Origin of the sequence: Halomonas citrativorans, assembly GCF_900163645.1 — a bacterium.
In the GTDB taxonomy this organism is placed as follows: Bacteria; Pseudomonadota; Gammaproteobacteria; order Pseudomonadales; family Halomonadaceae; genus Vreelandella; species Vreelandella citrativorans.
This window is the reverse complement of the sequence record NZ_FUKM01000057.1, coordinates 345,155-367,111: the sequence shown is the minus strand read 5'-3', so window position 1 is coordinate 367,111 and position 21,957 is coordinate 345,155. Positions and strand designations below refer to the sequence as shown.

Genomic DNA, 21,957 nt, shown 5'->3' with positions numbered 1-21,957 from the left:
CTTTATTGCTCTTACCCCCTGGCGTAACCAGAGGAACACCCAATGACGTCTCTCAGCATGATGCCTTCAAAACGCGCGAGCGGGTGACTCATTGACATGAGACTGTTTTAAAGCACATTAGCTATAGCTACAATTCGCATTTATCGAATAACTTGATAGTAATTTTTAATTCACAAGCAACAAGGTTGTTTCCCGGTAACCATGACAGTGAGCGAGACGTGCCGATTAAACGCGAACAGGGCGCCCTTGGGCGCCCTGTTCGTTGGGTTGCACTGCGTTGTGGAGCGTTAATCGACCAGTGGCAGCAATGCGTTCAGGCTATCGCGGGCATCACCGTAGAACATCCGGCTGTTCTCCTTGAAGAACAGCGGGTTTTCGATACCCGAGTAGCCAGTGCCTTGGCCGCGCTTGGAGATAAACACTTGCTTGGCCTCCCAGACCCTCAGCACTGGCATACCGGCGATGGGGCTGTTGGGGTCTTCTTCGGCGGCCGGGTTGACGATGTCATTGGAGCCAATCACGATCACCACGTCGGTGCTGGCGAAATCGTCATTGATTTCATCCATCTCCAACACGATATCGTAAGGCACCTTGGCCTCGGCCAGCAGCACGTTCATATGACCCGGCAAACGCCCCGCCACGGGGTGAATACCAAAGCGGACGGTCTTGCCTGCCGCACGCAGCTTGCGCACCAAATCGCTGACGGCGCTTTGAGCTTGCGCTACCGCCATGCCGTAACCGGGCACGATGATCACGCTATCAGCATCGTTCAAGGCACTGGCCACACCGCCGGCATCAATCGCCACCTGCTCGCCTTCGATCTCCGCTGCGGGCCCAGTACTTCCGCCAAAGCCCCCCAGAATCACGTTAACGAAGTTGCGGTTCATCGCTTTACACATGATGTAGGAGAGAATCGCACCGGAGGAGCCCACCAGCGCCCCGGTCACGATCAACAGATCGTTGGAGAGCGTGAAGCCGATAGCCGCCGCCGCCCAGCCCGAATAGCTGTTGAGCATCGACACCACCACCGGCATATCGGCGCCGCCAATCCCCATAATCAAGTGGTAGCCGATAAAGAACGACAGGGCCGCCAATACAATCAACGTCCAGAAGCCAGCGCCGTTAAGGTACAAAATCGCTAATAGCAGTGACAGCACCGCCGCGCCGGCGTTAAGTATATGCCCACCGGGCAGTTGGCGAGGTTTGCCGTCCACTTTACCAGCCAGCTTACCGAACGCTACCACCGAACCGGTGAAAGTCACTGCACCGATAAAGATAGCGAACACCACTTCAATCTGCAGAAAAGTGAGTTCGTCAGGCGCCTTGGTGGCTACCAGCGCGGCAAAGGCAGAAAACTCCTGCATAACGCCATCGGCCGCTTGTGCCGCCAGTACTCGGCGGCGCTCTAAATCCGCGCTCCAGGCGACAAACACCGCGGCCAAGCCGACAAAACTGTGCAACGCTGCCACTAGTTGCGGCATTTCGGTCATCTCGACCTTGCCCGCCACATAGACACCGATGCCAGCACCAATCACCATCATCGGAATTAACCACCAGTAGCCGCCAATCCCCGGCCCTAGGGCGGTAAAAAACACTGCCAACCCCATACCCACGATGCCGTACCACACGGCTCGCTTGGCTTTTTCTTGGTTACTCAAGCCGCCTAGCGACAGAATAAACAGTACGCTTGCCGCGATCGCCGCGGCAGATACGAATCCTTGACCTAACATATCGTCTCTCCGCCGCTTAGGATTTCTGGAACATGGCCAGCATCCGGCGTGTCACCAGGAAGCCACCCACGATATTGATGGTTGCGATGAGTACCGAGATCGCCGCCAACACGCCCACTACGGCGCTGCCGGAGCCAATCTGCAGAATCGCCCCCAAAATAATGATGCCCGAGATCGCGTTGGTCACCGCCATCAGCGGTGTATGCAGCGAGTGACTTACGTTCCAGATCACTTGGAAGCCGATAAAACACGCCAACACGAAGACAATAAAGTGCTGCATAAAGGACGCGGGCGCAATCTGGCCGAGCAGCAGCATCAGCGCTCCGCCGATGGCCAATATGCCGACCTGGCGCTTGGTCTGGGCCTTAAACGCTGATGCTTCTGCAGCTTTTTTCTCCTCGGGCGTCGGCTGTTTTTCTTTCTTCTTCGGTTTGGCCGCAGCAATCGCTTTTACTTTGGGCGGGGGCGGCGGAAAGGTCACTTCGCTCTGGTAAGTCACTGTCGCGCCACGAATCACGTCATCATCCATATTGTGATTGATCACGCCATCTTTCTCAGGCGTTAAATCGGTCAGCATATGGCGAATATTGGTGGCATACAGCAAGGATGACTGGGTTGCCATGCGTGAGGGGAAGTCGGTATAGCCGACCACAATCACGCCGTTATCGGAGACGATACGCTCATCGGGCTGGGTTAAATCGCAGTTACCGCCTTTTTCAGCCGCCAGATCAACAATCACCGAGCCGGGTTTCATGGCCGCGACCATATCCTCAAGCCACAGCTTGGGCGCCGGGCGCCCGGGGATCAGCGCAGTGGTAATAACGATGTCCACATCGGGCGCCTGTTCGCGGAAACAAGCCAGCTGCTTTTCGCGAAACTCGGGGCTTGAGGGCGAGGCATAGCCGCCGCTTGCCGAGCCATCCTGACTATCTTCGCTGTCTTCGCTGTTTTCAAAATCCAGGAACAGGAACTCAGCGCCCATCGACTCGATCTGCTCGGAGACTTCCGGACGCACATCAAAGGCACGCACCACAGCACCCAGACTGGTGGCGGTACCAATGGCCGCAAGCCCGGCAACGCCTGCGCCAATTACCAGCACCTTAGCCGGAGGCACTTTGCCCGCAGCAGTTACCTGGCCGGTAAAGAAGCGGCCAAAATTATTGCCTGCCTCTATTACCGCGCGGTAACCGGCGATATTGGCCATGGAGGAGAGCGCGTCCATCTTCTGGGCACGGGAAATGCGCGGCACCATATCCATCGCAATCACGGTGGCGCCTTGTGCACGGCACTTCTCAAGCAGCGCTTCGTTTTGAGCGGGCCAGAAAAACGCAATCAGCGTTTGTCCTTCTCGTAGTCGTGCCGCTTCTTCATCAGAAGGCTCACGGACTTTAATGACCACCTCAGCGCCCTGCCAAAGAGCGTCAGCACTATCCACTACGGTAACGCCAGCATCACGATAAGCGTTGTCATTAAAGCCCGCCGCAAGACCAGCGCCTGTTTCAATCAGACACTCGTGGCCCAGCTTTTGGATCTGCTTTGCGCTTTCAGGGGTAAGCGCCACACGTGCTTCTCCCCGACTCGTTTCCTTAGGTGCGCCTATTCTCACACGGGTACTCCCTACGGTTTGAAAGCCGACAATAAGCTGTCATGGTTTGTTTTGATGCCAAGTACAGCCCGCTTGACGGCGGTTGATTTCGACCACCACATCTTTATAAAACGTTACAGGTTCTCATGTTGCGTTTTAATAAAGCCATTCAACCTTTGATGCATGCATGGCATGAGCTTTTCCAAACATCGTCACTGGCAGGAGCAGTATGCGCAAAAATCAAGTGGCATAATTACCTCAATGCGACCTGATCGTAAGCTGTACAAGACCGGCAACCAGTGGCCTGCCACTTACATGCCCGCTGCTATCCTGCTTGTCAGCTACCAATGCTTGCCCTAAGGGCAATGCATCAATCAACACCGGTGCTACTTTAGGCATGATCGCTGGCTATTCTGAAGGCACTCGGTAATTCATAAGCGCCCACTGCTCGATAGTTTTTTTGTGTAAAAAAACGTCAACATCGTGTTTATTAGAAACTTTAAATATTTTCGCCAGCGAACAACACCATTCCAAGCACAATAATAAGCAATAACAGTGTTTCCAATACCATTAATATCACTGGCTTCCATCCTACGACTGCAAGTTTCTGGAAAGAGGTTTTAATACCCAACGCTGCAATGGCTATAACAAGGCACCAGCGTGACATCGTTGACATTCCGTCATTAACTATCTCTGGAATTAAGCCCAGGCTATTAATTATCACAAGAACGACAAAGCCCACTAGAAAACCTGGTAGCATTGGAATCCTTGTAGCCCCCCCTTCGCCCTGACGTGACGAGCGAAACATCCACATAAAAATCACAACAGTGGGTACCAACATGGCAACACGTACTAGCTTCACGAGTGTTGAGGTATCTCCGGTTTCCTCCGATATCATATAACCAGCACCAACCACTTGGGCAACATCATGGATAGTCCCTCCCAAGAAAATTCCTGCCTGTGTGTTAGCAAGGTTCAGAACCCCTGCAATCAATGGATAAATCACCATAGCAACGGTTGAAAGCGTGGTTACCCCAACTACTGTAAGAATAGTATTACGCTCACTATTTTCATGACGCGGCATGACTGCCGAAAGCGCTAATGCTGCCGATGCGCCACAAATAGCAACAGAGCCCCCCGTTAACAGGCCAAGATCTTTCGGCAGCCCGAGCACCCTGGCTAAAATTGCTCCCATAATAATAACGATAGCAACAGACCCGATAACAGTAAGCACAGGCACTATGCCAAGCTCACCTACTTGCTCAAATGTCATTCTTGCTCCCAACAATGCGACCCCCACCCTAAGAACAGTACGAGACGCGAACTCAACTCCTTGGCGACAACGCTCTTCATCACTCAGAAAGTGCAGTGACATACCAAAAAGGAGCGCATAAAGAAGCGTTGGCCCACCATAATGATCAGCAATAAAAGTTGTCGCTAATGCTATCGTTACACATACTAATAGCCCCCGACCAATATTTCGGAAACTACTTATCCAACGCATTAAGCGAGTAAAACTATTTTCTTCAGACGGCACGAACATAGGCAATCTCATCCACCTGTTCTCCTAATACACATATGTCTATTCAAGGCATATAACTGATGTAAGCTGCGCATTTAAAACATCACAAAATAGCCTCGCAAGAAACTCTATTATCTTTCTGATCTTAATAACTTCTTAAAGCTACGATATAACGCACTAAAATTGAAAACAATCACTTATACCAACCAAGGTCATAAGCAACCTCATCTCAAAACATTAGCCAAATATACTTATTCGCAAAAAGCATTCAGCACACAACATATACTCGAGAACAAAGAAGGCATCCAACTAACTATAACCATCTTTACTTTAGCTAAGATACTTTCTCATAGAGTTACTCGTAAATTCCGAGCAAAGTATTTTATTAGAACCATGCCAAACATTATGCTCTTAAGAATCGAACCATTGGCACAAGAACACTGGTTATTAATTTGCCTGTGCATGGTTTTCAAGATCGTGTAATAAAGAAGTGGCTATCGTTATATTTTCACCTCTTTCGCGTCGTTGCTGAAAGCGACGTTCGCCGGGGACTCGGACACCGGGCTGGTCTAGCATAGCGGCAAATAACGTTTCAGCATGTTCAACGAACCCCGGCGAGAAACGCTGAGGGTCTATCAGTAGAATCAGTTGGGCAATGCCGGGTGGTTTACCTTCTGCATCAAAAAAGGAGCTTGCCTGAAAACCAAAGTTACTTCCCGTAAGACCAGCGGTGAGTAATTCAACCATCAGTGCCAAGGCCGCTCCTTTAGCATCACCAGCAGGCGTCATACTGCCTGCAATTGCTTTATCGGGATCAGTTGTTGGTTGTCCATCGGTATCCAATGCCCAGCCTTCCGGGATCGGCTCCCCCTTTATCTTTGCCAACATCACTTTTCCACGTGCTACTTTTGATAACGATAAATCAATCAAAAGCGGATCACCGGCACGACGAGGGCACGCGAATGCGATGGGATTAGTGCCAAATAAGGGTTGTTTGCCACCCCAGGGCGCCATTGCAGAAGGGGCATTACTGAAAGCCAAGGCCAAGTAACCTCGCCGTGCTGCAGCTTCTACCGGCACACCGGCTACGCCGAAATGATGAGAGCGAGCGATGGATACTGCCGCAATGCCTGATTTCGTAACACATGTATAGCCAGCTTCCAGACCACGCTCCACAGCAGGAAACGCCAGTCCGTATTTAGCGTCAACAAGTACCACGGCGCCATTGACCTCGACAGCAGGTGTTGCTGATGCATCAACTTTGCCACTTGCGGCTTGGTCCAGATAGAAAGGTAACCGCGAAAGGCCATGTGATGGTAAACCATCGTGCTCAGCAGCCAGCAAGGCCGTCACTGTAGCAGTAGCCTCAACCTCACCAAAGCCGCGCCCCCGCATAGCAGCCATAGCTAATTCACGGACCTGCGCCACGTTTAGCTCAATGTTATCACTCATACATTCACGCCCTCTTTGTCCAAGACTGTACGAACATTGTCTGCTGTCATCTGGCTAATACGAGCATTGGACTCATCAGTAACACCAGCGATATGAGGAGTCACGATCAGATTAGGAATATCTTCAAGCACCGAACCTTGCATCAATGGCTCCTGCTCAAACACATCAAGAAGAGCGCCGGCCAACCGGCCTTCACGCAATGCTGTTGCTAATGCGCCTTCATCAACGATGCCGCCTCGTGCCGCGTTGATCAAAATGGCGCTGTTTTTCATTCGCTGAAGAGCAGCAGCATCAATAAGGTGTCGAGTATTCTCGGTCAGGGGGACATGAAGACTGACTGCGTCAGCTGCCTCCAGTAGGGAGGAGAGACTTTCATAGCGTTCAATACCGGTCCACTCCGATGCATCAGCTGCCAAGTGGGGGTCGAAAGCAATGACTCGCATGTCCAAAGCAAGTGCTCGTTTTGCCGTTTCCCGGGCAATGGCGCCAAAACCGACCAACCCCAGCGTGCAGCCGCTCGCTTCACGACCAATCAATGCTTGGCGAGGCCACTCTCCTGCCAGCATTTCGCGGTTCGAAAAATAAGCCTGGCGGCGTAATAGCAAAATACCCGTCAGCACATATTCGGCGACTGAGCTTCCATTGCCTCCGTGCGCCGGTTTGACTACGACGTCTTGCGACTCGCATGCTTTTAGATCGATGTTGTCAAGCCCCACGCCTAAACGCCCCACCACCTTAAGTTTCGGAGCTGCTGCTAATAATTCGGCATCAACCTGAGTGCGGTTTCGCACAATAATAGCGTCAGCATCGGTGACTGCTTTAAGCAAGGCACGACGGTCTTCAACCAGCTCTGTATCAAAGACCACCTCAAATAATTCTCTAAGGTGCGCGACCACCTTTTCATCCATGAATTCAGAAATCACTATCTTAAACATAGATACTCCAGTTTTATTACCGGGCTAAACCCAGCATGAATTGTTGTATATCACCACAAAGCCGCTCTGCTACACCCACCACCGCCCTAGTGGTAACGGCACATTGAGCAATAAAGCAAAAAGCGCGTAGAAAAATGCAACCAGTACGACACCTGTAAGTAGATGCCCCATTAAACGCCTTGGCGTCCATGCCTCGTACTGAGCAATCATCATCAAGCTGACAAAACTTGCCAGTCCCGTCAGCAGAAAACCCGCCCACGGCATCACTAATGCCCAGGCTGTCATCACGACCACTAGCAGCGCCCGCCTAGGGGTAGACCCCTTGTCACGTTCTGTATTGCTTAACACCCCGCGCACTACTAACTGAGCAAGCCGCAGTAACCCCGCGATGATAACCACGATAGCAATGGTGACGGGAAAGATAGCCCCCAGCTGGCTCATGTCCTGGCTTTGCCATAGGAAAACACCGCCAATGCCGATGAACAGCAGCGGCATCAGCAATTCTGAGCGTGCTGAGCACGATGCCTGGAGCTTGGGAAGTGCTTTGCTCATGATGAAACCTCCTGGCGGGAATCATCCGCATCGTTCGTGTGACGCCGCTGGGCTCGACGCGCTTTGATCACTGGGTAGAAGACACTGAGGATCGATAAGGCGATGATCGTCAACGAAATCGGCCCACCAAAGAACGTCACTGCGTAGGAGCCGCTTGCACGCCCCATTAAGAAGCCCTGAACAAACCCCTGCTCGGCAATGGGCCCTAAAATCAATCCCAATACGATAGGTGAGGGCTTAAAGCCGTAGCGGTTGAGCACCCAGCCGATTATCCCAAGTGTCAACATGATGATGACGTCGCTAACACTATTACGTATCGCATAGGTCCCAATCACCGTCATAAAAGCGATGGTGGGCACCAACAATGCCTTCGGAATGCTAATAATTGATTTAAATGCGTAGCGACCGATGAGTAAGCCAAGAGGCAGTAATAAGCATGTAGCGATAAACAGGCCCCCAACAAAGGTGTACGTTATGTTGGCATTGGTCGTAAAAAGCTCTGGGCCAGTACGAAAGCCCTGCACCAAAAGAGCACCCAGGATTACAGCGTCCGGTGGCGTACCCGGAATCCCCAGTACTAATGTTGGGATAAATCCTCCGCCCACCGTAGCGTTATTGGCCGCTTCGGTCGCCAGCACTCCTTGAGGGTTACCCTTACCAAAAGAACTAGAGTCTTTTGCAGCACGCCTGGCTTCCGAATAAGACACCAAACTTGCAATTGAGCCCCCAGCGCCAGGCAAAATGGCAACCCCTGTGCCAATAGTGGCTGAACGTAATAGATTAAACTTACCGATCCATGCATGCATAAGGCCTTCACGCAAACGGATTCCACGCTGTTTTTCATCAACTTTAAGATGGGATTCAGGGGAAGCCACAAGATCAATAAGCACCGGAATGCAGTACAAACCTATTAACGCCGACACTATCTCGATTCCACCCAGCAGCACTTGAGAGCCAAAGGTGTAGCGGATATCGCCTCCTACGACGGCGATGCCTATAGTCGATAACAACAGACCGAAACCTGCCCCCATAAACCCTTTCAGGGTAGAGCCTTCAGAAAGAGCAGAAATCAGTGTCAGCCCAAAAATGGCTAGCCAAAAGTACTCAACGGGACCGAAACTCAGCGCTACCTGAGCTAAAAGGGGGGCCACCGTCAACAAGGCAAATACACCAACCAATCCACCTACCACCGAGGCCAAGGTGGAGAGGGTAACCGCGAGATCGCCATCGCCACGTTTGGCCATCGGGAAACCATCAAAGGTCGTCGCTATCGCTGATGGCGTTCCAGGTGTATTGACCAAGATGGCGGAATAAGACCCCCCATAAATGGCACCCGTATAAATAGCGCCCAGCATGATGAGCGCTGACTCCGGCGTCATCCCAAAGGTCACCGGGACGAGCACCGCTACAGCCATCGTGGCTGAAAGCCCCGGCAGTGCCCCGATGATAATCCCCGAGGCAACACCAAGCAGCGCCAGCCCTAGGTTCAGGGGTGACAGGGCGCCTAATGCATGACTGAGAATATCCATACGACTTCTCCCTTAGAGGTCAGTCGATTAAGCCGAGTTCACGTGCAGAAGCCTCGTAAACATCCATTTGATCGCTCATGAATGTATCCATTTCTCCCATCGGCACATCTATCAATACAAAGCCAAGGTCCTGCATTTCCTGCTGGAACTGCGGATTTTGATTAATCTGCTGGAAGATATCGGAGAGTTTCTGCTGAATTTCTTGGGGAGTTCCCTCAGGCACGGCCATACCACGATAGGCACCACCTACCATGTCATAGCCTAACTCCTGGAAAGTAGGTACATCGGGGAACATGGGATGACGCTCTTCAGAGGCTACCGCCAACATGCGAACCTTATCGTTATGGTTAGCTGCGATCGTGGTATACCCCCACTCCGCCTCTACCACTCCGCCAAGTAACGCCGTAACAGCCGCTCCAGACCCACCAAAGGGAATATACGTTGTGGTTACATCCGCCAACTGTTGAAAACGCGTGTTGGCGACATCATTCGCGCTGTAGGTGCCACTGCCAGAAAAAGTGACAGCGCCCGGGGCTTCCTGAGCAGCCTGAATTAGATCATCAAGTGTCTGATAGGGGCTTTCGTTGCGGACCAGGATCGCATCGGGGGAATAGTGAAAATAAAAGAAATTATTAATGTCTTCAGTTTGAAAACCAACATCCTGCCCCATGGGTTTGAGGATAATATGAGGCAAATTGGATCCCATAATCGCATAACCATCGGTCGGCATATCGGACAGTTGAGACCAGCCAACAGCGCCACCTCCACCAGGCATGTATTGCACAATCAGCTGCTTACCGGTTATTTCTTCAAAGTATTTCTGCTGAAGACGAGCACTAATATCAGATTCACCGCCTGGGCCAAAAGGCATAACGTACTGAATGTTCTTCGCAGGAAAGTCGTCCGCTATAGCGACTGTCGTAAACGCACTGGCGAGGGATAAACCGAGGCCGGCGGCTAAACCGATGGATAGAGAGATTCGCATAATTTTTCTCCAAGTATCTTCGTTGTCATTGTTAACTTGCGAGCAAGTGCACCGGAGTTACGATAAATTACGGCGCGTTTTTAGAAGGCGCGACTCTTACAATCTTTACTTTATTACCAGGTAACTACTCCTGAAAAAGTCCCAAGACGACGCCCTAACAAACGTCAGGGCGCCACAATTTCGTTAAGCACTTTCGTAGAGACGAGTCATTACAAATTCACGATGACCTAACGCCTCAGCAGCTGTATGGCGGCCATTGGCAGTACGTAGAGTCATTTCCAGCAATGCATCCCCCGCCTGATCCATATCCATCTCACGCCTAAGGATGTGGGTTACATCAACATCAATATGTTCGCTCATGGTACGCATGGTGCGTGGATTAGCGCAGACCTTAATAACCGGTAAGATGGGGTTGCCAATCACATTGCCTTGGCCTGTCGGAAAGTAATGCACAACATAACCAGCAGCTGCGCATAGCGTCACCATCTCGGCGGCTGCTGATGAGGAATCCATAAACCAAAGCCCTGCGCCAGTAGGTGCTTCGGCCTTGTCGAGCACGCCATCTACCTGGCAGCGCTTACCAATCTTCTGGATATTACCTAGCGCTTTTTCTTCAATGGTGGTTAGGCCCCCTTCGATATTGCCTTTGGTCGGCTGGGATTCAGATAAGTCACTGGTCTTGTAGCGATCAATCATATCGCTGTAGCGATCGAACATTGCCTGAAACTGTTCACGCACTTTAGGTGTAGCGCATCGCTCGGCAACGAGATGCTCACCACCCGTCAATTCGGAAGTTTCACCGAATACCAGCGTACAGCCCGCATCGTAGAGCTTATCAAAGGCGTTACCTGTTGTTGGGCAAGAAGCCAAACCTGAAGTGGTATCAGACTCACCGCACTTGGTAGAAACCCATAGCTCATTAATATCGCACTCTTCACGCTGCAGTTCACTGGCGTGCTGTACGAACTCCTTGGCCTTCTTGGAAGCCGCGCAAATAGTGTTGTGGTCACCATTTTGCTCAATCCAGAAGCCTTCCACCGGCTTACCTGTCGCCTTAATGCCATCAACCACTTTATTGGTCCAACCTGGCTCGATACCAATTACGATGACAGCGGCAACGTTCGGGTTAGAACCGATACCGATCAGAGTACGGAAGTGTAGATCCAGGTCAGCGCCAAACTGCAACCGGCCGTAGGCATGCGGCAACGCCATAGTGCCTTTGATGTTATTAGCAACTGCCTCGGCGGCGGCGTTAGAAATGTCATCAACCGGTAGAACGATAACGTGATTGCGGACACCAACACGCCCATTTTCGCGGCGATAGCCCAGAAACTTGCGACCTTTGATTTCCATTTTTACCACCTCTTGGTTTTAACGTTGTGAACGTGCAGATGTTCGCCCTTCTCGATCGGTTTGATGGCGCGACCGATATCGACGCTGTATTTCATGACAGCGTCATCTTCCGCCAGATCACGAATTGCCAACTTGTGCCCAATAGGAATGGAGTCGCTTACTGTAAAAGTGATAGTTCGGTCACCTTGCATGACCCATCCAGTCAGCTCTTGGCCAGCCTGGATGCCTTCGACCACCGCGACGCCGACACTATCGTCGGCATCATGTACTACGAAGTCGATGCTCATGATGTCTTCTCTCTACTAGGTTGTTGATATTGTTTCTGTTATTAAATCAAGGATGCTAGGTGGAACCGGCTTAACTAAATCGCATCCTGTATCATATATATGATATATAATATAAGAGATCAAGTCATCTATATCTTTTTTTGATATTATTATCTTGAATAAGAGCGGCTATGACTGAAAATAGCTAACATCAGGGCTTTTGTGTTCGCTGTTATCTGCATTGAAGCACTAACGTCCTCTAGCGAATGGCGTACAAGCAACACGTCAAGGAACCGGATATGAACGACCACCCAGCACCTTCTTATCGCCCTCTATATCAGCAAATAAAAGAAGCGCTATTGTCACACATCGTTTCGAGTATTTGGCCGCCAGGAACCTTCATTCCTAGCGAGTCGGCTCTTTCTCAAGAGTACGGGGTTAGTGTTGGGACTATACGCAAGGCGGTGGATGCACTGGCTAAGGACCACGTGGTCATTCGCTATCAAGGCAAAGGCACCGTCGTCGCAACGCATGACAGCGATCGCTCATTGTTTCAATTTTTTAACTTCATGCGTTTGGATGGCACTCGATCACTGCCTGTGTCTCGTGTTCTGCTACGCGAACGCCGACGCGCCAGCACTGAAGAGTCGAGAGTGCTAGGACTTGAAAGAAAAGCCATGGTAGTGCATATCCAGCGAGTCAGAGTTCTGGATGAGGTCCCAGCGTTACTAGAAGACCTGATAGTCGATGCAACGCGCTTTCCGAAGCTCGAAAGCATTCCTGAAACATTGCCAAATACGCTGTATCAGCTCTACCAGCAGCAATTTAAGCAAAGTGTTTCAAAAGCAGAAGAGCAGTTGTTCGCTGTTGCGGCAGGCACCCAAGAACAAAAACATTTGGGTGTAGAATTAGGTTCTCCACTTATCGAAGTTCGCAGAGTTGCCAGAGGGCTTCAAGATGAAGCTATTGAATATCGTGTTTCGCGATGTGTTACGCAACAACATTGCTACTGGAATATTCTTTGAAAGCCTTAAAACAATATGTCGAAGGCTTTTAGGTGTTTAATTAGTTTTACTGACCACGTTCTGTTGCCAAGCTTTCCAGCACATTCTGAAAGGCTTGGCATATAAAATTCTTTTTAAATTCTTTCTCTCCATACATGCATCGCCTCGATAACACCTCGGATGTATGCATGGCATGACTTTCCAAACATCGTCACCGGCAGGAGCAGTATGCGCAAAAATCAAGCGGCATAATTACCTCAATGCGACCTGATCGTAAGCTGTACAAGACGGGCAACCAGTGGCCGTACTACCAAAATGCACACAAAGGCGCTGGGCATGGCTACCCGATAGGCGTGCCAGACTTGGCTGAAATAGTGGTCACTCACCCCCGCACTAACCGCGGTAATAACCAGGGTCATTAAGAATGCCATAATCGTCGACATGTATAATGCAAATATGATCGGCGTAAAACGTGGGTGCAGCTTGCGCGCTGCAAGCAGGCGCTGTCCTGGGTAGCGGCGGATTGTCATGGGTTAATTACCTTATCTATCAAACGTGTTTGTGCACTCTACAGTGGCTTGGAAAAATTCAGAAGCACGCTCACGATAAGTACAGCCGTAAGTTAATGTTACGAATATCGCTAAAGATTAAGGTATGGCTTATGGTTGCGTTACGTGGCATCGAGAGCTTTGTGAAAGGAGTTGGAGCACGGCTGCCTGATATTTCGGTTTCCTTTGGATGGGCGCTATCTCGGCTGGGGCGCAATACGCAACGGCATACGTTTCGATGCGCCGGTGAAGGCACGTATGATCAGCGACGACATTGATGCACTGGCCCAGATGGCTATTGAAGGTGGCGGCATCACACGGTTAGCGGCGTTTATTGCAGAACCGTTAATGGCGCAGGGCAAGCTTGTTGCACTGTTTACGCCGCCGTTTGCGGCTGATGAGCCCCTAGAGGTTGACCCACTGGAGTTTTATCTTTGTGTCCGGCATCGGCGTGAATTAACGCCCAAGGTTCTGGCGTTTCAGCAGTTTCTAACCGAGACTCTCCCTGCCCACTGGCAAGCCTAGGCCGACATAACGCTTTGCAGCATCCCTTCTGCTTCCGTTTCGCTCACCCCCAGCATTAACAAAATCTGGCGCTGGGTCGCCAATAACACATGCTGACGTTCTTCCTCACCGGGTAGGCTTTTGGCAATGGCCACTGCCCCCACCAACGCTGCCAAAATAACCCGCGACTTATCGGCAATCACCTCTCGGTCGTGGGCAAAGGGGATCTTTTTAAGCTTACTCAAGGCAAGCAAGCGCATTTCAAGCATCTTCTTCATCCGCAGGTAAGACGCCTCAAACATGGTACGAATCTCGGCTTTCTCGCTGCCTATTTCATTAAACAGCACCGCTTCCGGCCCTGGCTGTTGCTTACGCTCAAGCTCCTGGAGATTCCAGTAGTTAGAGACCAGTTCCGTTAGGTGCTGTAAGGAGAGCGGCCCTTTTACCAAGCGTGCGGCACGGCTGCCATCCAGCGTTTTACGCACCGAAGCGTCATACAACGCCTCTTTGGAGGCGAAGTGGGAATAAAAAGCCCCGTGGGTCATTCTGGCAAGCTTCATGACCTGACCGATGGAGACTTTATTAAAGCCGTATCGGCTGAACAGTTCAGTGGCTGATGCCAGGATACGCTCTCGGGTTTTCGCCTTATGGCTTTTGGGATAAGGCATGTTGACCTCGTTTTGCACTACTAAATCGTTCGGCTAAATTGTTTGGCTAAATAATCCTGCTAAATATTATCTTGATCATATAATGCGTACTGCTAGCGTAGCCGTATTTAAAGCACTGAGGAGCCGCTATGCACTCACCTATTGTTATCACCGGCACGGGTATGGTCAGCCCGCTGGGATGCAACGTCAAGACAAGTTGGGACGCTCTACTGCAAGGCCGCTCAGGGATTCGCCAGATTACCCGCTTTGATACCGCTCAAACGCCTATCAAGATTGCCGGCGCGGTTGCCCATTCAACCGATGACCCGCAGGCGGGGCTTTGCCTGGATGATATCGCGGATGCCAAAGAGCGTCGCAAGCTGGGCCTGTTCAGCCTTTACGCCATGGCGGCGGCAAAAGAAGCTCTTGAGCAGGCTGGCTGGCAACCAACGGACGAAGCACAACGCCGAGCCACGGCGACCATTATCGGTTCCGGTATTGGCGGGTTCCCAACGATTACCGAGGCCCAACAAACGCTACAACAAAAAGGTTACCGTCGGGTGTCGCCATTTACCGTACCCGCGTTTCTGGCCAATATGGCGGCGGGCAATCTGTCGATTCGCTACGGATTTCAGGGCCCGCTGGGCTGCCCGGTGACAGCGTGTGCGGCGGGTCTGCAGGCGATTGGCGATGGCATGCGTTTGATTCGCAGCGGTGAAGCTGACGTAGCGTTAGTGGGCGGCGCCGAGGCGTGCATTGATCCGCTATCATTAGCAAGCTTCAACGCACTCAAAGCACTTTCCACCGAGCACGAGCAGCCTGAAAGCGCATCCCGCCCCTTCGACAGTACCCGTAACGGTTTCATCATGGGCGAAGGTGCGGGCCTGCTGGTGATTGAAACACTGGCGCATGCACAAGCCCGTGGCGCCACGCCGCTGGCCGTCATTAGCGGCTATGGCACCAGTGCCGACGCTCACCATATTACCGCCGGGCCAGAGGATGGTAACGGCGCCGCCGCCGCCATTCATTCGGCGCTGAAAATGGCGGGGCTTAATGCGGATGAGATTGGCTATATCAATGCCCACGCCACCTCAACCCCAGTGGGCGACCGGGCAGAAATTGCCGCCTTACGGCGCGTGTTTGGTAGCACTCTGCCACACATTCCGATCTCTTCCACCAAGTCGGCAACGGGCCATTTGCTGGGTGCGGCGGGTGGCGTTGAGAGCATTTTTTCAGCGCTTTCTGCCACTACGGGCCAGCTGCCGCCCACGCTTAATCTGACGCACTGCGATGAAGATATGCGGGACCTGGACTTCATCCCGTTAACAACGCGCACCCAGCCCACTCAACATGTGCTATGCAACGGGTTTGGGTTTGGCGGCGTCAACGCGGCGCTGATTATCAGTCAGATGTAGCGCCTGGCCGTCGGCTTTTAACCGCCGTTCGCGTATCCTCTTGGCCTGCTTTTAGCGGTGGAAGAACATGAAACGCTACGAACGCTTTGCCGAGGAAATATCCGAACTGATCCGCAGTGGTGTGCTGGCGCCAGGGGAGCGTGTACCCTCAGTTCGCCAGGCCAGCCGCCACTACGCCATTAGCCCATCGACGGTGTTTCAGGCGTACTACCTGATGGAGAAGCAGGGGCTAATCGTGTCGCGGCCACGCTCGGGCTACTTTGTCCGCGAACAGGCGCAGCAGTTTCTCAACGAGCCCGAAATGACCCAAGGCCACCCTGAAACGGCCGACATTGCGGTAAGTGAACTGGTTTTTTCGGTGCTGGGGTCGCTTCAAAATGTCGATACGGTGCCTTTTGGCTCGGCCTTTCCAAGCCCTGAGCTGTTTCCGCTTCCCCGCTTGGCGCGCAGCATGGCCAAAGGGCTACGCGAGCTTTCTCCCAACGCCATCATCACAGATATGACCGCAGGCGATACGGCACTGCGCCGCCAGATCGCTCTGCGTTACCGGTTGGCTGGCGTGCACCTACCGCCCCAGGAACTGGTGATTACCAATGGCGCCATGGAAGCCCTGAACCTGGGATTTCAGTGCGTGACCGAACCTGGTGATCTTGTCGCCATCGAGTCACCGGCCTTTTACGCAAGCCTTCAGGTATTGGAGCGTTTGAAGTTAAGGGCAGTCGAGATTCCTGTTCATCCGCGGGAAGGAATCGACCTGGACAAGCTGGCAGACAGCCTTGCCAAGTACCCGATTAAAGCCTGTTGGCTGATGAGCCATTTGCAAAACCCGCTTGGGGCGAGCTTGAGTACGGCCAAAAAGCAGGCGCTGTATGGGCTGTTGAAGCAGCATCAGGTGCCGCTGATCGAAGATGATGTGTATGCCGAGCTCTATTTTGGCTCCAAGCCCCCCGTACCCGTTAAGCACTTTGATGATGAAGGATTGGTGATTCACTGCGGGTCGTTTTCAAAGTGCCTGGCGCCCGGTTATCGGGTCGGCTGGGTAGCCGGAGGGCGCTACGCCGAAAGCATTTCCCGGCTGAAACTGATGACGACAATTTCACCCTCGGTGCCCGCTCAGGTAGCCATTGCAGATTACCTTCAGCACGGCGGCTACGACCGCCATTTGCGCAAACTGCGCCTGGCACTGGAATTTCAGCAAACCCGTATGCTCTCGGCGGCGGCACGCTACTTTCCCAAGGATACCCGCGCAACACGCCCGGCTGGCGGATACTTTCTGTGGTTTGAATTTCCCAAGCCGGTGGACTCGCTGCGCCTGTTTCAAATAGCCCTGGCGCAAGGGATCAGCATTGCACCTGGGCCTATCTTCTCTGCCACGCAGGGGTATCAAAACTGCGCCCGCTTAAGCTATGGCCACCCATGGACACCGCGCAGCGAAGAGGCCATGGCGTTTTTGGGCGAGCAGCTAAGAGCAATGCTGGCATCTTGTTAAGCGCTGCTTTTCAGGTGTTCATTTTCAGGCGCTCGTTTTAGCGACTTACGCCTTTTGGCTATGCAGATGACGGTTGTCTGCCGATGTTAACCGGGCAAGCTTTCCAATTTGATACAGGTCGTGCAGATACATATCAAGCCGGAAAATGCCGTGAGAGATGGCGATCAACACGAAGGTTAATAGCATCAGCACCGGGGGTTCATTCAGCCAGGTAAAGGCGGCCGATGAAAAGGGGTATAGCAGCGTATAGATGCTCATTCCACCCAGGAACTGCGCCAGCATGCTGTTCACAATCACCAGTGAAATCATCAGCACGCGGGCATCCCATGTTGGCAGCCGGGTTTTACAGAATGACAAATGCCGCACGCGCAATTCGCCGCTGACATCAAGCTGCCCCCTGCGGCGTAGAAGAGGAATGGCATAGGTGCCCGCTTTTTCCTCAGTAAACGCCAGGAGCGCCATATGAGGATTCATCTGAGGCCCAAATGTGTGGGCGACCGCTTGGTCAAAATCGGCTGACCCGCCTGTTTGCTTCGCCAACAATGCTTTATGCGAAAGCTCGCTTAAGCGCTCTTTATCGGCATTTGAGAGCTTCAAGTCATTGGCAAAATTAATATTATAATTAACCTCATACACCTGATATAAAGCGGCGGTGACACCCACAAAAATCATAAAATAAATGAAAACAGTTAGCATAGTAGCGCGCCTCTTAAACGTTTTATTACCCTAACAGCCTGACGTCTGGTTAACGAATGCCCTGCTCGCCATCTGTGCATTTTTGAATTCTGCCTTGCACTGCCGTTTTAGTACAGACTCAGAACGTTACGATAAATACATATCAGCTTAAAGGCTGACCCAGCGCAAGCAAACCCGGCTAGCGTGACACCTTCGCCATTTAGCCAGCCTTAATGATTTTGCTATACGTGAGTAACGTCATACAGCGCATAGCGCATGAAAGCCATCAAAGACTGAGCTAACATAGCGGCCCGCGATCAGAATCGCTTAAAACAACAATGAAACTTCAATAAAACCTCGCTCACAAGGAACCCACCATGCCCCCTCAAGAATCCAGCACGCTGGCGGCTTCTCCCTCGGCCAAGTCCATGTATGCCAAATACCTGGCCGCGCTTGGTCCTGGGTTTTTATTTGCGGGTGCAGCCATTGGCACGTCTCACGTTGTTCAATCAACACGTGCTGGGGCGGAGTATGGCATCGGCTTGCTGGGCTTTATTTTACTTGCCGTACTGCTTAAGTATCCGTCTTTCTTCTTCGGACCATTTTATGTCAGTGTCACAGGCAAGTCGCTGGTTGAAGGCTACCGCCAGACCTTTGGTAAATCCGTGGTGGCGCTGTTTGCGCTGGTCCAAATACCTGTCTCGGCGATTATTATTGCCGCCATTGCGATTACCACGGCAGGTCTTGCCGGCAGTATCGTGCCTATGACGTTAAGCCCACCAACCATCGCCGTGATACTGATTGCCCTGTGCTGCGTGCTGACATTCGCAGGCGGTTACAAGCTGCTTGATTGGGTCAATAAAGTCTTTATTGTCATCTTAAGCGTCACCACCCTGTTGGCTGCTCTGGTTGCCGTGCCCCTGGTCGACTGGACCTTCTACCCCGCGACAGCTGTCTCTCCTCTTTTTAGTACAGCCACCTTTATTACCCTGGTAGCGGTGCTTGGCTTGATGCCGTCTGATATTACGCTCGCGGTGATGAACTCACTGTGGTCAGAGGCGCGTAATAAAAATCAGGGAGTGCGCAGCGGCACTGCCGCCGAAAAAATCGACTTCAATATCGGCTATATCGGCGCGGCCGTTCTGGCGGCCTGTTTTGTCGTAATGGGCGCTGGCGTGATGCACAGCCAGGCAATAACGCCCGCCGATGGCGCCGTCGCTTTTGCAAGCCAAGTGATTGGCCTTTATACCAACACCTTGGGCGAGTGGAGCGGCGTGGTCGTGGGTATTTCCGCGTTTACCGTCATGCTCACCACATTGCTGACCGTGCTGGATGGCTTTCCGCGCATGATCACGGCCTCTTACTATACGTTTACACGCCCGGAAGGTGCCACGGAAGAGAGCCGTACGATTGAGGGCAGCCGCGCGTTTTTTATATGCATGGTGGGCTTATCACTACTGGCCGTGGTGATTCTGTATACCTTGATGGGCAGCTTCCGGCTGTTTATGGACTTTGTCATGGTCGTGGCGTTTTTGATAAGCCCGGTGCTGGCTACCCTCAACCACCTGACGGCAAACGGCTCAACCGTGCCGGTGTCCCAGCGCCCTTCACGTCTGATTAATGCCTGGAGCTGGCTAGCGATCGCTACCCTGGCGCTTCTGTCACTGGGCTATATTTACGTACGCTTTATCTACTAACCAGTAAGTACTCGCTAGTCAGTACTCTCTAATCAGTGCTCGCCAGTACGTTATTCAAAACACGCGCGTTTACGGAGCGAAACTCTTTTAGGTTTGGTGACTAAACGCGTTAGCAAAGGTAATGAGCTGTTGATGCAACCACACTGTTGACGGCTCATTGGCATACAGCCCATGCTGAATGAGCGTCATATTAAGCGCAGGAAGCTCATTGGGTGGCTCCACCATACGTACCGGCAGCATGGCACTAAAGTGCTCAGCCATCTGCCGGGGCAGCGTCATAATCGCCTCGGTCAGCGCGACCACTCTGGCCGCAGCAATATAATTAAGATTTTTTGAAATCACCCGCCGGGTCAAGCGATGCTGCGCTAGGCAATTATCAATATTGCTCGGCCCCAGCCCGTTGATATCGGCAAGCTCGACATGCAACGCCTCCGCAAACTGTGCAATCGTCAGCGCATCGCCAATCTGCGTGTTGCTCGCTGCCACCAGGCACACCAACTCCTCCTGCATCCAGGGCGTTTTCAACACACCGCCGGGCAGTTCGACCTGGCTGTCCAGCCCCACCACCATATCGATATGACGCTGCTCCAGCCCTTCTCCCAGAGCCTCAGGCGTAATTAGCTCGATAGAGAAGCTGATGCCAGGCGCACGGGTTAATAGCTGGCTGAGAAACGCCGGATACATGACCTCTTCAAAATAGTCCGTTGTGGCCAGTGTAAAGCGCCGCGAGCTGCTTTCAGGCAAAAAAGCTGCCGGAGGCGCCAGGCCCTCTTGCAGTATGGCTAATGCCTGCTGAACCACCGGCAACAAGGCAAGCGCTCTCGGTGTGGGCTGCATGCCCCGGTCTGTGCGCACCAGTAACGGGTCACTCAGCGCCTCGCGAAGCCGCTTCAGTGCATGACTAAGTGCTGGCTGGCTTAAGTGAAGCTTTTCGGCCGCGCGGGTAACGTGGCGCTCATGCATTAACGTCACAAACACCAGCAAAAGGTTGAGGTCAAACTGGCGAAGCAGGCGCATAGCAGCTCACTATTCACAGGGCGAATGGTTTTATTCTAAACATTCATTATATTCATCGCCTAAAACATTTTATTGTCGCCGCCTTTCCTACTCCCTATTGGAGACAAACGCCGGTGACCCACCCACAAACGATGCCCAGCCTGTTTGGTGACGTTATTTCGACCTTTATGGGTGTGCCCAAAGCGACCGACCCCAAGACAACCGATGCCGAAGTGGTGGTCAGCGGCGTACCGTTCGACCTTGCATGCTCCGGCCGCGCGGGCACTCGCATGGGTCCGAATGCTATCCGCCAAAGCACCGCCAACCTGATCTGGGAAGGCAAGCGTTGGCCCTGGGATTTTTCCCTGGAAGAGCGTTTACGCGTGTGCGATGCAGGTAACCTGGACTATGCCTATGGCGAACCAGAAAGCCTGGTCGACAACCTCGAAAACCATGCCAACCGCTGGCTCAGCGCGGGTAAAAAGATGCTGACGCTGGGCGGTGACCACTACATCAGTCTACCGCTTTTACGCGCCCATGCCCGCGAGCATGGGCCGCTTGCATTGATCCATTTTGATGCCCATACCGATACCTACGAGCAAGGCACACGCTTTGATCACGGCACCATTTTTCATCACGCTCTAAAAGAAGGATTGGTCGTGCCCAAGCTCTCGCTGCAAATCGGCATCCGCACCAGCTATGACCGTCATAACCATCCTTATGCAGTGCTGGATGCCGATTGGGTAAATGATAATGGCCCTAAAGCAGTACTCGAAAAAATCCGTGCTCGCGTGGGCCACCACCCCGCCTACGTCAGCCTGGATATTGATGGGCTCGACCCTGCGTTTGCACCTGGCACCGGCACACCGGTATGTGGAGGCATGTCGACCAATTTACTGCTAAAGGTTGTTCGTGGCTTGGTGGGTATGAATTTAGTAGGCATGGATGTCGTAGAGGTCAACCCGGCTTACGATCACGGTGATATTACCTCGCTTGCCGCAGCGACCCTGGGGCTTGAGTTTTTGTATGTGCTGGCGGCGTCCAAGCGCATTTAACATCACGGCACTTACCGA

20 protein-coding genes are annotated in these 21,957 nt (G+C 52.3%); 6 read left to right on the top strand and 14 right to left on the bottom strand.

Annotated elements, in window-relative coordinates:
• Positions 1–287 precede the first annotated feature (287 nt).
• The 10 genes from CZ787_RS15555 to CZ787_RS15510 all read right to left on the bottom strand — a co-directional run bounded on the left by CZ787_RS15555 (position 288) and on the right by CZ787_RS15510 (position 11,930).
• Positions 288–1,730 (bottom strand): NAD(P)(+) transhydrogenase (Re/Si-specific) subunit beta, encoded by a 1,443-nt coding sequence (locus tag CZ787_RS15555; protein ID WP_087110847.1) that lies wholly within the window; start codon positions 1,728–1,730, stop codon positions 288–290.
• Positions 1,731–1,746: 16 nt separating this feature from the next.
• Positions 1,747–3,336 carry a Re/Si-specific NAD(P)(+) transhydrogenase subunit alpha gene (locus tag CZ787_RS15550; protein WP_087110845.1) on the bottom strand — a complete coding sequence of 530 codons (1,590 nt, stop codon included), beginning with the start codon at positions 3,334–3,336 and terminating at the stop codon, positions 1,747–1,749.
• Positions 3,337–3,814: 478 nt separating this feature from the next.
• Complete coding sequence (locus CZ787_RS15545; RefSeq protein ID WP_217883889.1) at positions 3,815–4,858, bottom strand: YeiH family protein; 1,044 nt, start codon at positions 4,856–4,858, stop codon at positions 3,815–3,817.
• A gap of 426 nt (positions 4,859–5,284) precedes the next feature.
• Positions 5,285–6,289, bottom strand: coding sequence for an Ldh family oxidoreductase (locus CZ787_RS15540; protein WP_087110843.1), 1,005 nt, complete (start codon positions 6,287–6,289; stop codon positions 5,285–5,287).
• The gene (locus CZ787_RS15535; protein WP_087110841.1) at positions 6,286–7,224 is read right to left on the bottom strand and encodes a hydroxyacid dehydrogenase; all 939 of its coding nucleotides are present in this window, start codon (positions 7,222–7,224) and stop codon (positions 6,286–6,288) included. Before CZ787_RS15535 ends, CZ787_RS15540 begins: the two co-directional genes overlap by 4 nt.
• Before the next feature lie 69 nt (positions 7,225–7,293).
• Positions 7,294–7,776, bottom strand: coding sequence for a tripartite tricarboxylate transporter TctB family protein (locus tag CZ787_RS15530; protein WP_087110839.1), 483 nt, complete (start codon positions 7,774–7,776; stop codon positions 7,294–7,296).
• Entirely contained in the window at positions 7,773–9,305 is a 1,533-nt protein-coding gene (locus CZ787_RS15525; RefSeq protein ID WP_087110836.1) for a tripartite tricarboxylate transporter permease, read from the bottom strand. The genes CZ787_RS15530 and CZ787_RS15525 overlap by 4 nt, the downstream gene beginning before the upstream one ends.
• A gap of 19 nt (positions 9,306–9,324) precedes the next feature.
• Positions 9,325–10,290 (bottom strand): tripartite tricarboxylate transporter substrate binding protein, encoded by a 966-nt coding sequence (locus CZ787_RS15520; RefSeq protein ID WP_087110834.1) that lies wholly within the window; start codon positions 10,288–10,290, stop codon positions 9,325–9,327.
• A gap of 183 nt (positions 10,291–10,473) precedes the next feature.
• Complete coding sequence (locus tag CZ787_RS15515; RefSeq protein WP_087110832.1) at positions 10,474–11,643, bottom strand: UxaA family hydrolase; 1,170 nt, start codon at positions 11,641–11,643, stop codon at positions 10,474–10,476.
• 2 nt (positions 11,644–11,645) lie between these two features.
• The gene (locus CZ787_RS15510) at positions 11,646–11,930 is read right to left on the bottom strand and encodes a UxaA family hydrolase (RefSeq protein ID WP_087110830.1); all 285 of its coding nucleotides are present in this window, start codon (positions 11,928–11,930) and stop codon (positions 11,646–11,648) included.
• Positions 11,931–12,208: 278 nt separating this feature from the next.
• Between CZ787_RS15510 and CZ787_RS15505 the strand changes: the two genes are divergently transcribed.
• Positions 12,209–12,934, top strand: a complete 726-nt coding sequence (locus tag CZ787_RS15505) for a GntR family transcriptional regulator (RefSeq protein ID WP_087110828.1) — start codon at positions 12,209–12,211, stop codon at positions 12,932–12,934.
• Positions 12,935–13,170: 236 nt separating this feature from the next.
• Here CZ787_RS15505 and CZ787_RS15500 read toward each other — a convergent pair whose 3' ends face one another.
• Positions 13,171–13,443: a DUF2798 domain-containing protein gene (locus CZ787_RS15500; protein WP_087110826.1), complete on the bottom strand. Its 273-nt coding sequence runs from the start codon at positions 13,441–13,443 to the stop codon at positions 13,171–13,173.
• A gap of 171 nt (positions 13,444–13,614) precedes the next feature.
• Between CZ787_RS15500 and CZ787_RS15495 the strand changes: the two genes are divergently transcribed.
• On the top strand, positions 13,615–13,986 hold the full coding sequence (locus CZ787_RS15495) for a LysR substrate-binding domain-containing protein (protein WP_328514791.1): 372 nt from the start codon (positions 13,615–13,617) through the stop codon (positions 13,984–13,986).
• On the opposite strand, the gene CZ787_RS15490 is transcribed toward CZ787_RS15495, so the two are convergent.
• The gene (locus CZ787_RS15490) at positions 13,983–14,633 is read right to left on the bottom strand and encodes a TetR/AcrR family transcriptional regulator (protein WP_087110824.1); all 651 of its coding nucleotides are present in this window, start codon (positions 14,631–14,633) and stop codon (positions 13,983–13,985) included. The genes CZ787_RS15495 and CZ787_RS15490 overlap by 4 nt on opposite strands.
• Before the next feature lie 128 nt (positions 14,634–14,761).
• Between CZ787_RS15490 and fabF the strand changes: the two genes are divergently transcribed.
• A complete protein-coding gene (fabF, locus tag CZ787_RS15485) occupies positions 14,762–16,027 on the top strand; it encodes a beta-ketoacyl-ACP synthase II (protein WP_087110822.1) in 1,266 nt (421 codons plus the stop codon).
• A gap of 67 nt (positions 16,028–16,094) precedes the next feature.
• Positions 16,095–17,516, top strand: a complete 1,422-nt coding sequence (mapR, locus tag CZ787_RS15480) for a GntR family transcriptional regulator MpaR (RefSeq protein WP_087110820.1) — start codon at positions 16,095–16,097, stop codon at positions 17,514–17,516.
• A 45-nt stretch (positions 17,517–17,561) separates the two neighbouring features.
• Here the strand turns inward: mapR and CZ787_RS15475 are convergent, their stop codons facing one another.
• Entirely contained in the window at positions 17,562–18,212 is a 651-nt protein-coding gene (locus CZ787_RS15475) for a hypothetical protein (RefSeq protein ID WP_087110818.1), read from the bottom strand.
• 356 nt (positions 18,213–18,568) lie between these two features.
• Between CZ787_RS15475 and CZ787_RS15470 the strand changes: the two genes are divergently transcribed.
• Positions 18,569–19,888: an NRAMP family divalent metal transporter gene (locus CZ787_RS15470; protein WP_087110816.1), complete on the top strand. Its 1,320-nt coding sequence runs from the start codon at positions 18,569–18,571 to the stop codon at positions 19,886–19,888.
• Between the two features lie 87 nt (positions 19,889–19,975).
• Here CZ787_RS15470 and CZ787_RS15465 read toward each other — a convergent pair whose 3' ends face one another.
• The gene (locus tag CZ787_RS15465) at positions 19,976–20,905 is read right to left on the bottom strand and encodes a LysR family transcriptional regulator (RefSeq protein WP_087110814.1); all 930 of its coding nucleotides are present in this window, start codon (positions 20,903–20,905) and stop codon (positions 19,976–19,978) included.
• A 131-nt stretch (positions 20,906–21,036) separates the two neighbouring features.
• Here CZ787_RS15465 and speB point away from each other — a divergent pair, with 131 nt between their 5' ends.
• On the top strand, positions 21,037–21,939 hold the full coding sequence (gene speB / locus CZ787_RS15460) for an agmatinase (RefSeq protein ID WP_087110812.1): 903 nt from the start codon (positions 21,037–21,039) through the stop codon (positions 21,937–21,939).
• Positions 21,940–21,957 lie beyond the last annotated feature (18 nt).

What these genes read in the sequence shown, in the direction of transcription:
- CZ787_RS15470 (WP_087110816.1), top strand. Translation starts at nt 18,569, where the DNA reads ATGCCCCCTCAAGAATCCAGCACGCTGGCGGCTTCTCCCTCGGCCAAG.
- mapR (WP_087110820.1), top strand. Translation starts at nt 16,095, where the DNA reads ATGAAACGCTACGAACGCTTTGCCGAGGAAATATCCGAACTGATCCGC.
- CZ787_RS15490 (WP_087110824.1), bottom strand. Translation starts at nt 14,633, where the DNA reads ATGCCTTATCCCAAAAGCCATAAGGCGAAAACCCGAGAGCGTATCCTG.
- fabF (WP_087110822.1), top strand. Translation starts at nt 14,762, where the DNA reads ATGCACTCACCTATTGTTATCACCGGCACGGGTATGGTCAGCCCGCTG.
- CZ787_RS15530 (WP_087110839.1), bottom strand. Translation starts at nt 7,776, where the DNA reads ATGAGCAAAGCACTTCCCAAGCTCCAGGCATCGTGCTCAGCACGCTCA.
- CZ787_RS15515 (WP_087110832.1), bottom strand. Translation starts at nt 11,643, where the DNA reads ATGGAAATCAAAGGTCGCAAGTTTCTGGGCTATCGCCGCGAAAATGGG.
- CZ787_RS15510 (WP_087110830.1), bottom strand. Translation starts at nt 11,930, where the DNA reads ATGAGCATCGACTTCGTAGTACATGATGCCGACGATAGTGTCGGCGTC.
- CZ787_RS15465 (WP_087110814.1), bottom strand. Translation starts at nt 20,905, where the DNA reads ATGCGCCTGCTTCGCCAGTTTGACCTCAACCTTTTGCTGGTGTTTGTG.
- CZ787_RS15545 (WP_217883889.1), bottom strand. Translation starts at nt 4,858, where the DNA reads ATGTTCGTGCCGTCTGAAGAAAATAGTTTTACTCGCTTAATGCGTTGG.
- CZ787_RS15475 (WP_087110818.1), bottom strand. Translation starts at nt 18,212, where the DNA reads ATGCTAACTGTTTTCATTTATTTTATGATTTTTGTGGGTGTCACCGCC.
- CZ787_RS15505 (WP_087110828.1), top strand. Translation starts at nt 12,209, where the DNA reads ATGAACGACCACCCAGCACCTTCTTATCGCCCTCTATATCAGCAAATA.
- CZ787_RS15535 (WP_087110841.1), bottom strand. Translation starts at nt 7,224, where the DNA reads ATGTTTAAGATAGTGATTTCTGAATTCATGGATGAAAAGGTGGTCGCG.
- CZ787_RS15525 (WP_087110836.1), bottom strand. Translation starts at nt 9,305, where the DNA reads ATGGATATTCTCAGTCATGCATTAGGCGCCCTGTCACCCCTGAACCTA.
- CZ787_RS15540 (WP_087110843.1), bottom strand. Translation starts at nt 6,289, where the DNA reads ATGAGTGATAACATTGAGCTAAACGTGGCGCAGGTCCGTGAATTAGCT.
- CZ787_RS15500 (WP_087110826.1), bottom strand. Translation starts at nt 13,443, where the DNA reads ATGACAATCCGCCGCTACCCAGGACAGCGCCTGCTTGCAGCGCGCAAG.
- CZ787_RS15520 (WP_087110834.1), bottom strand. Translation starts at nt 10,290, where the DNA reads ATGCGAATCTCTCTATCCATCGGTTTAGCCGCCGGCCTCGGTTTATCC.
- speB (WP_087110812.1), top strand. Translation starts at nt 21,037, where the DNA reads ATGCCCAGCCTGTTTGGTGACGTTATTTCGACCTTTATGGGTGTGCCC.
- CZ787_RS15555 (WP_087110847.1), bottom strand. Translation starts at nt 1,730, where the DNA reads ATGTTAGGTCAAGGATTCGTATCTGCCGCGGCGATCGCGGCAAGCGTA.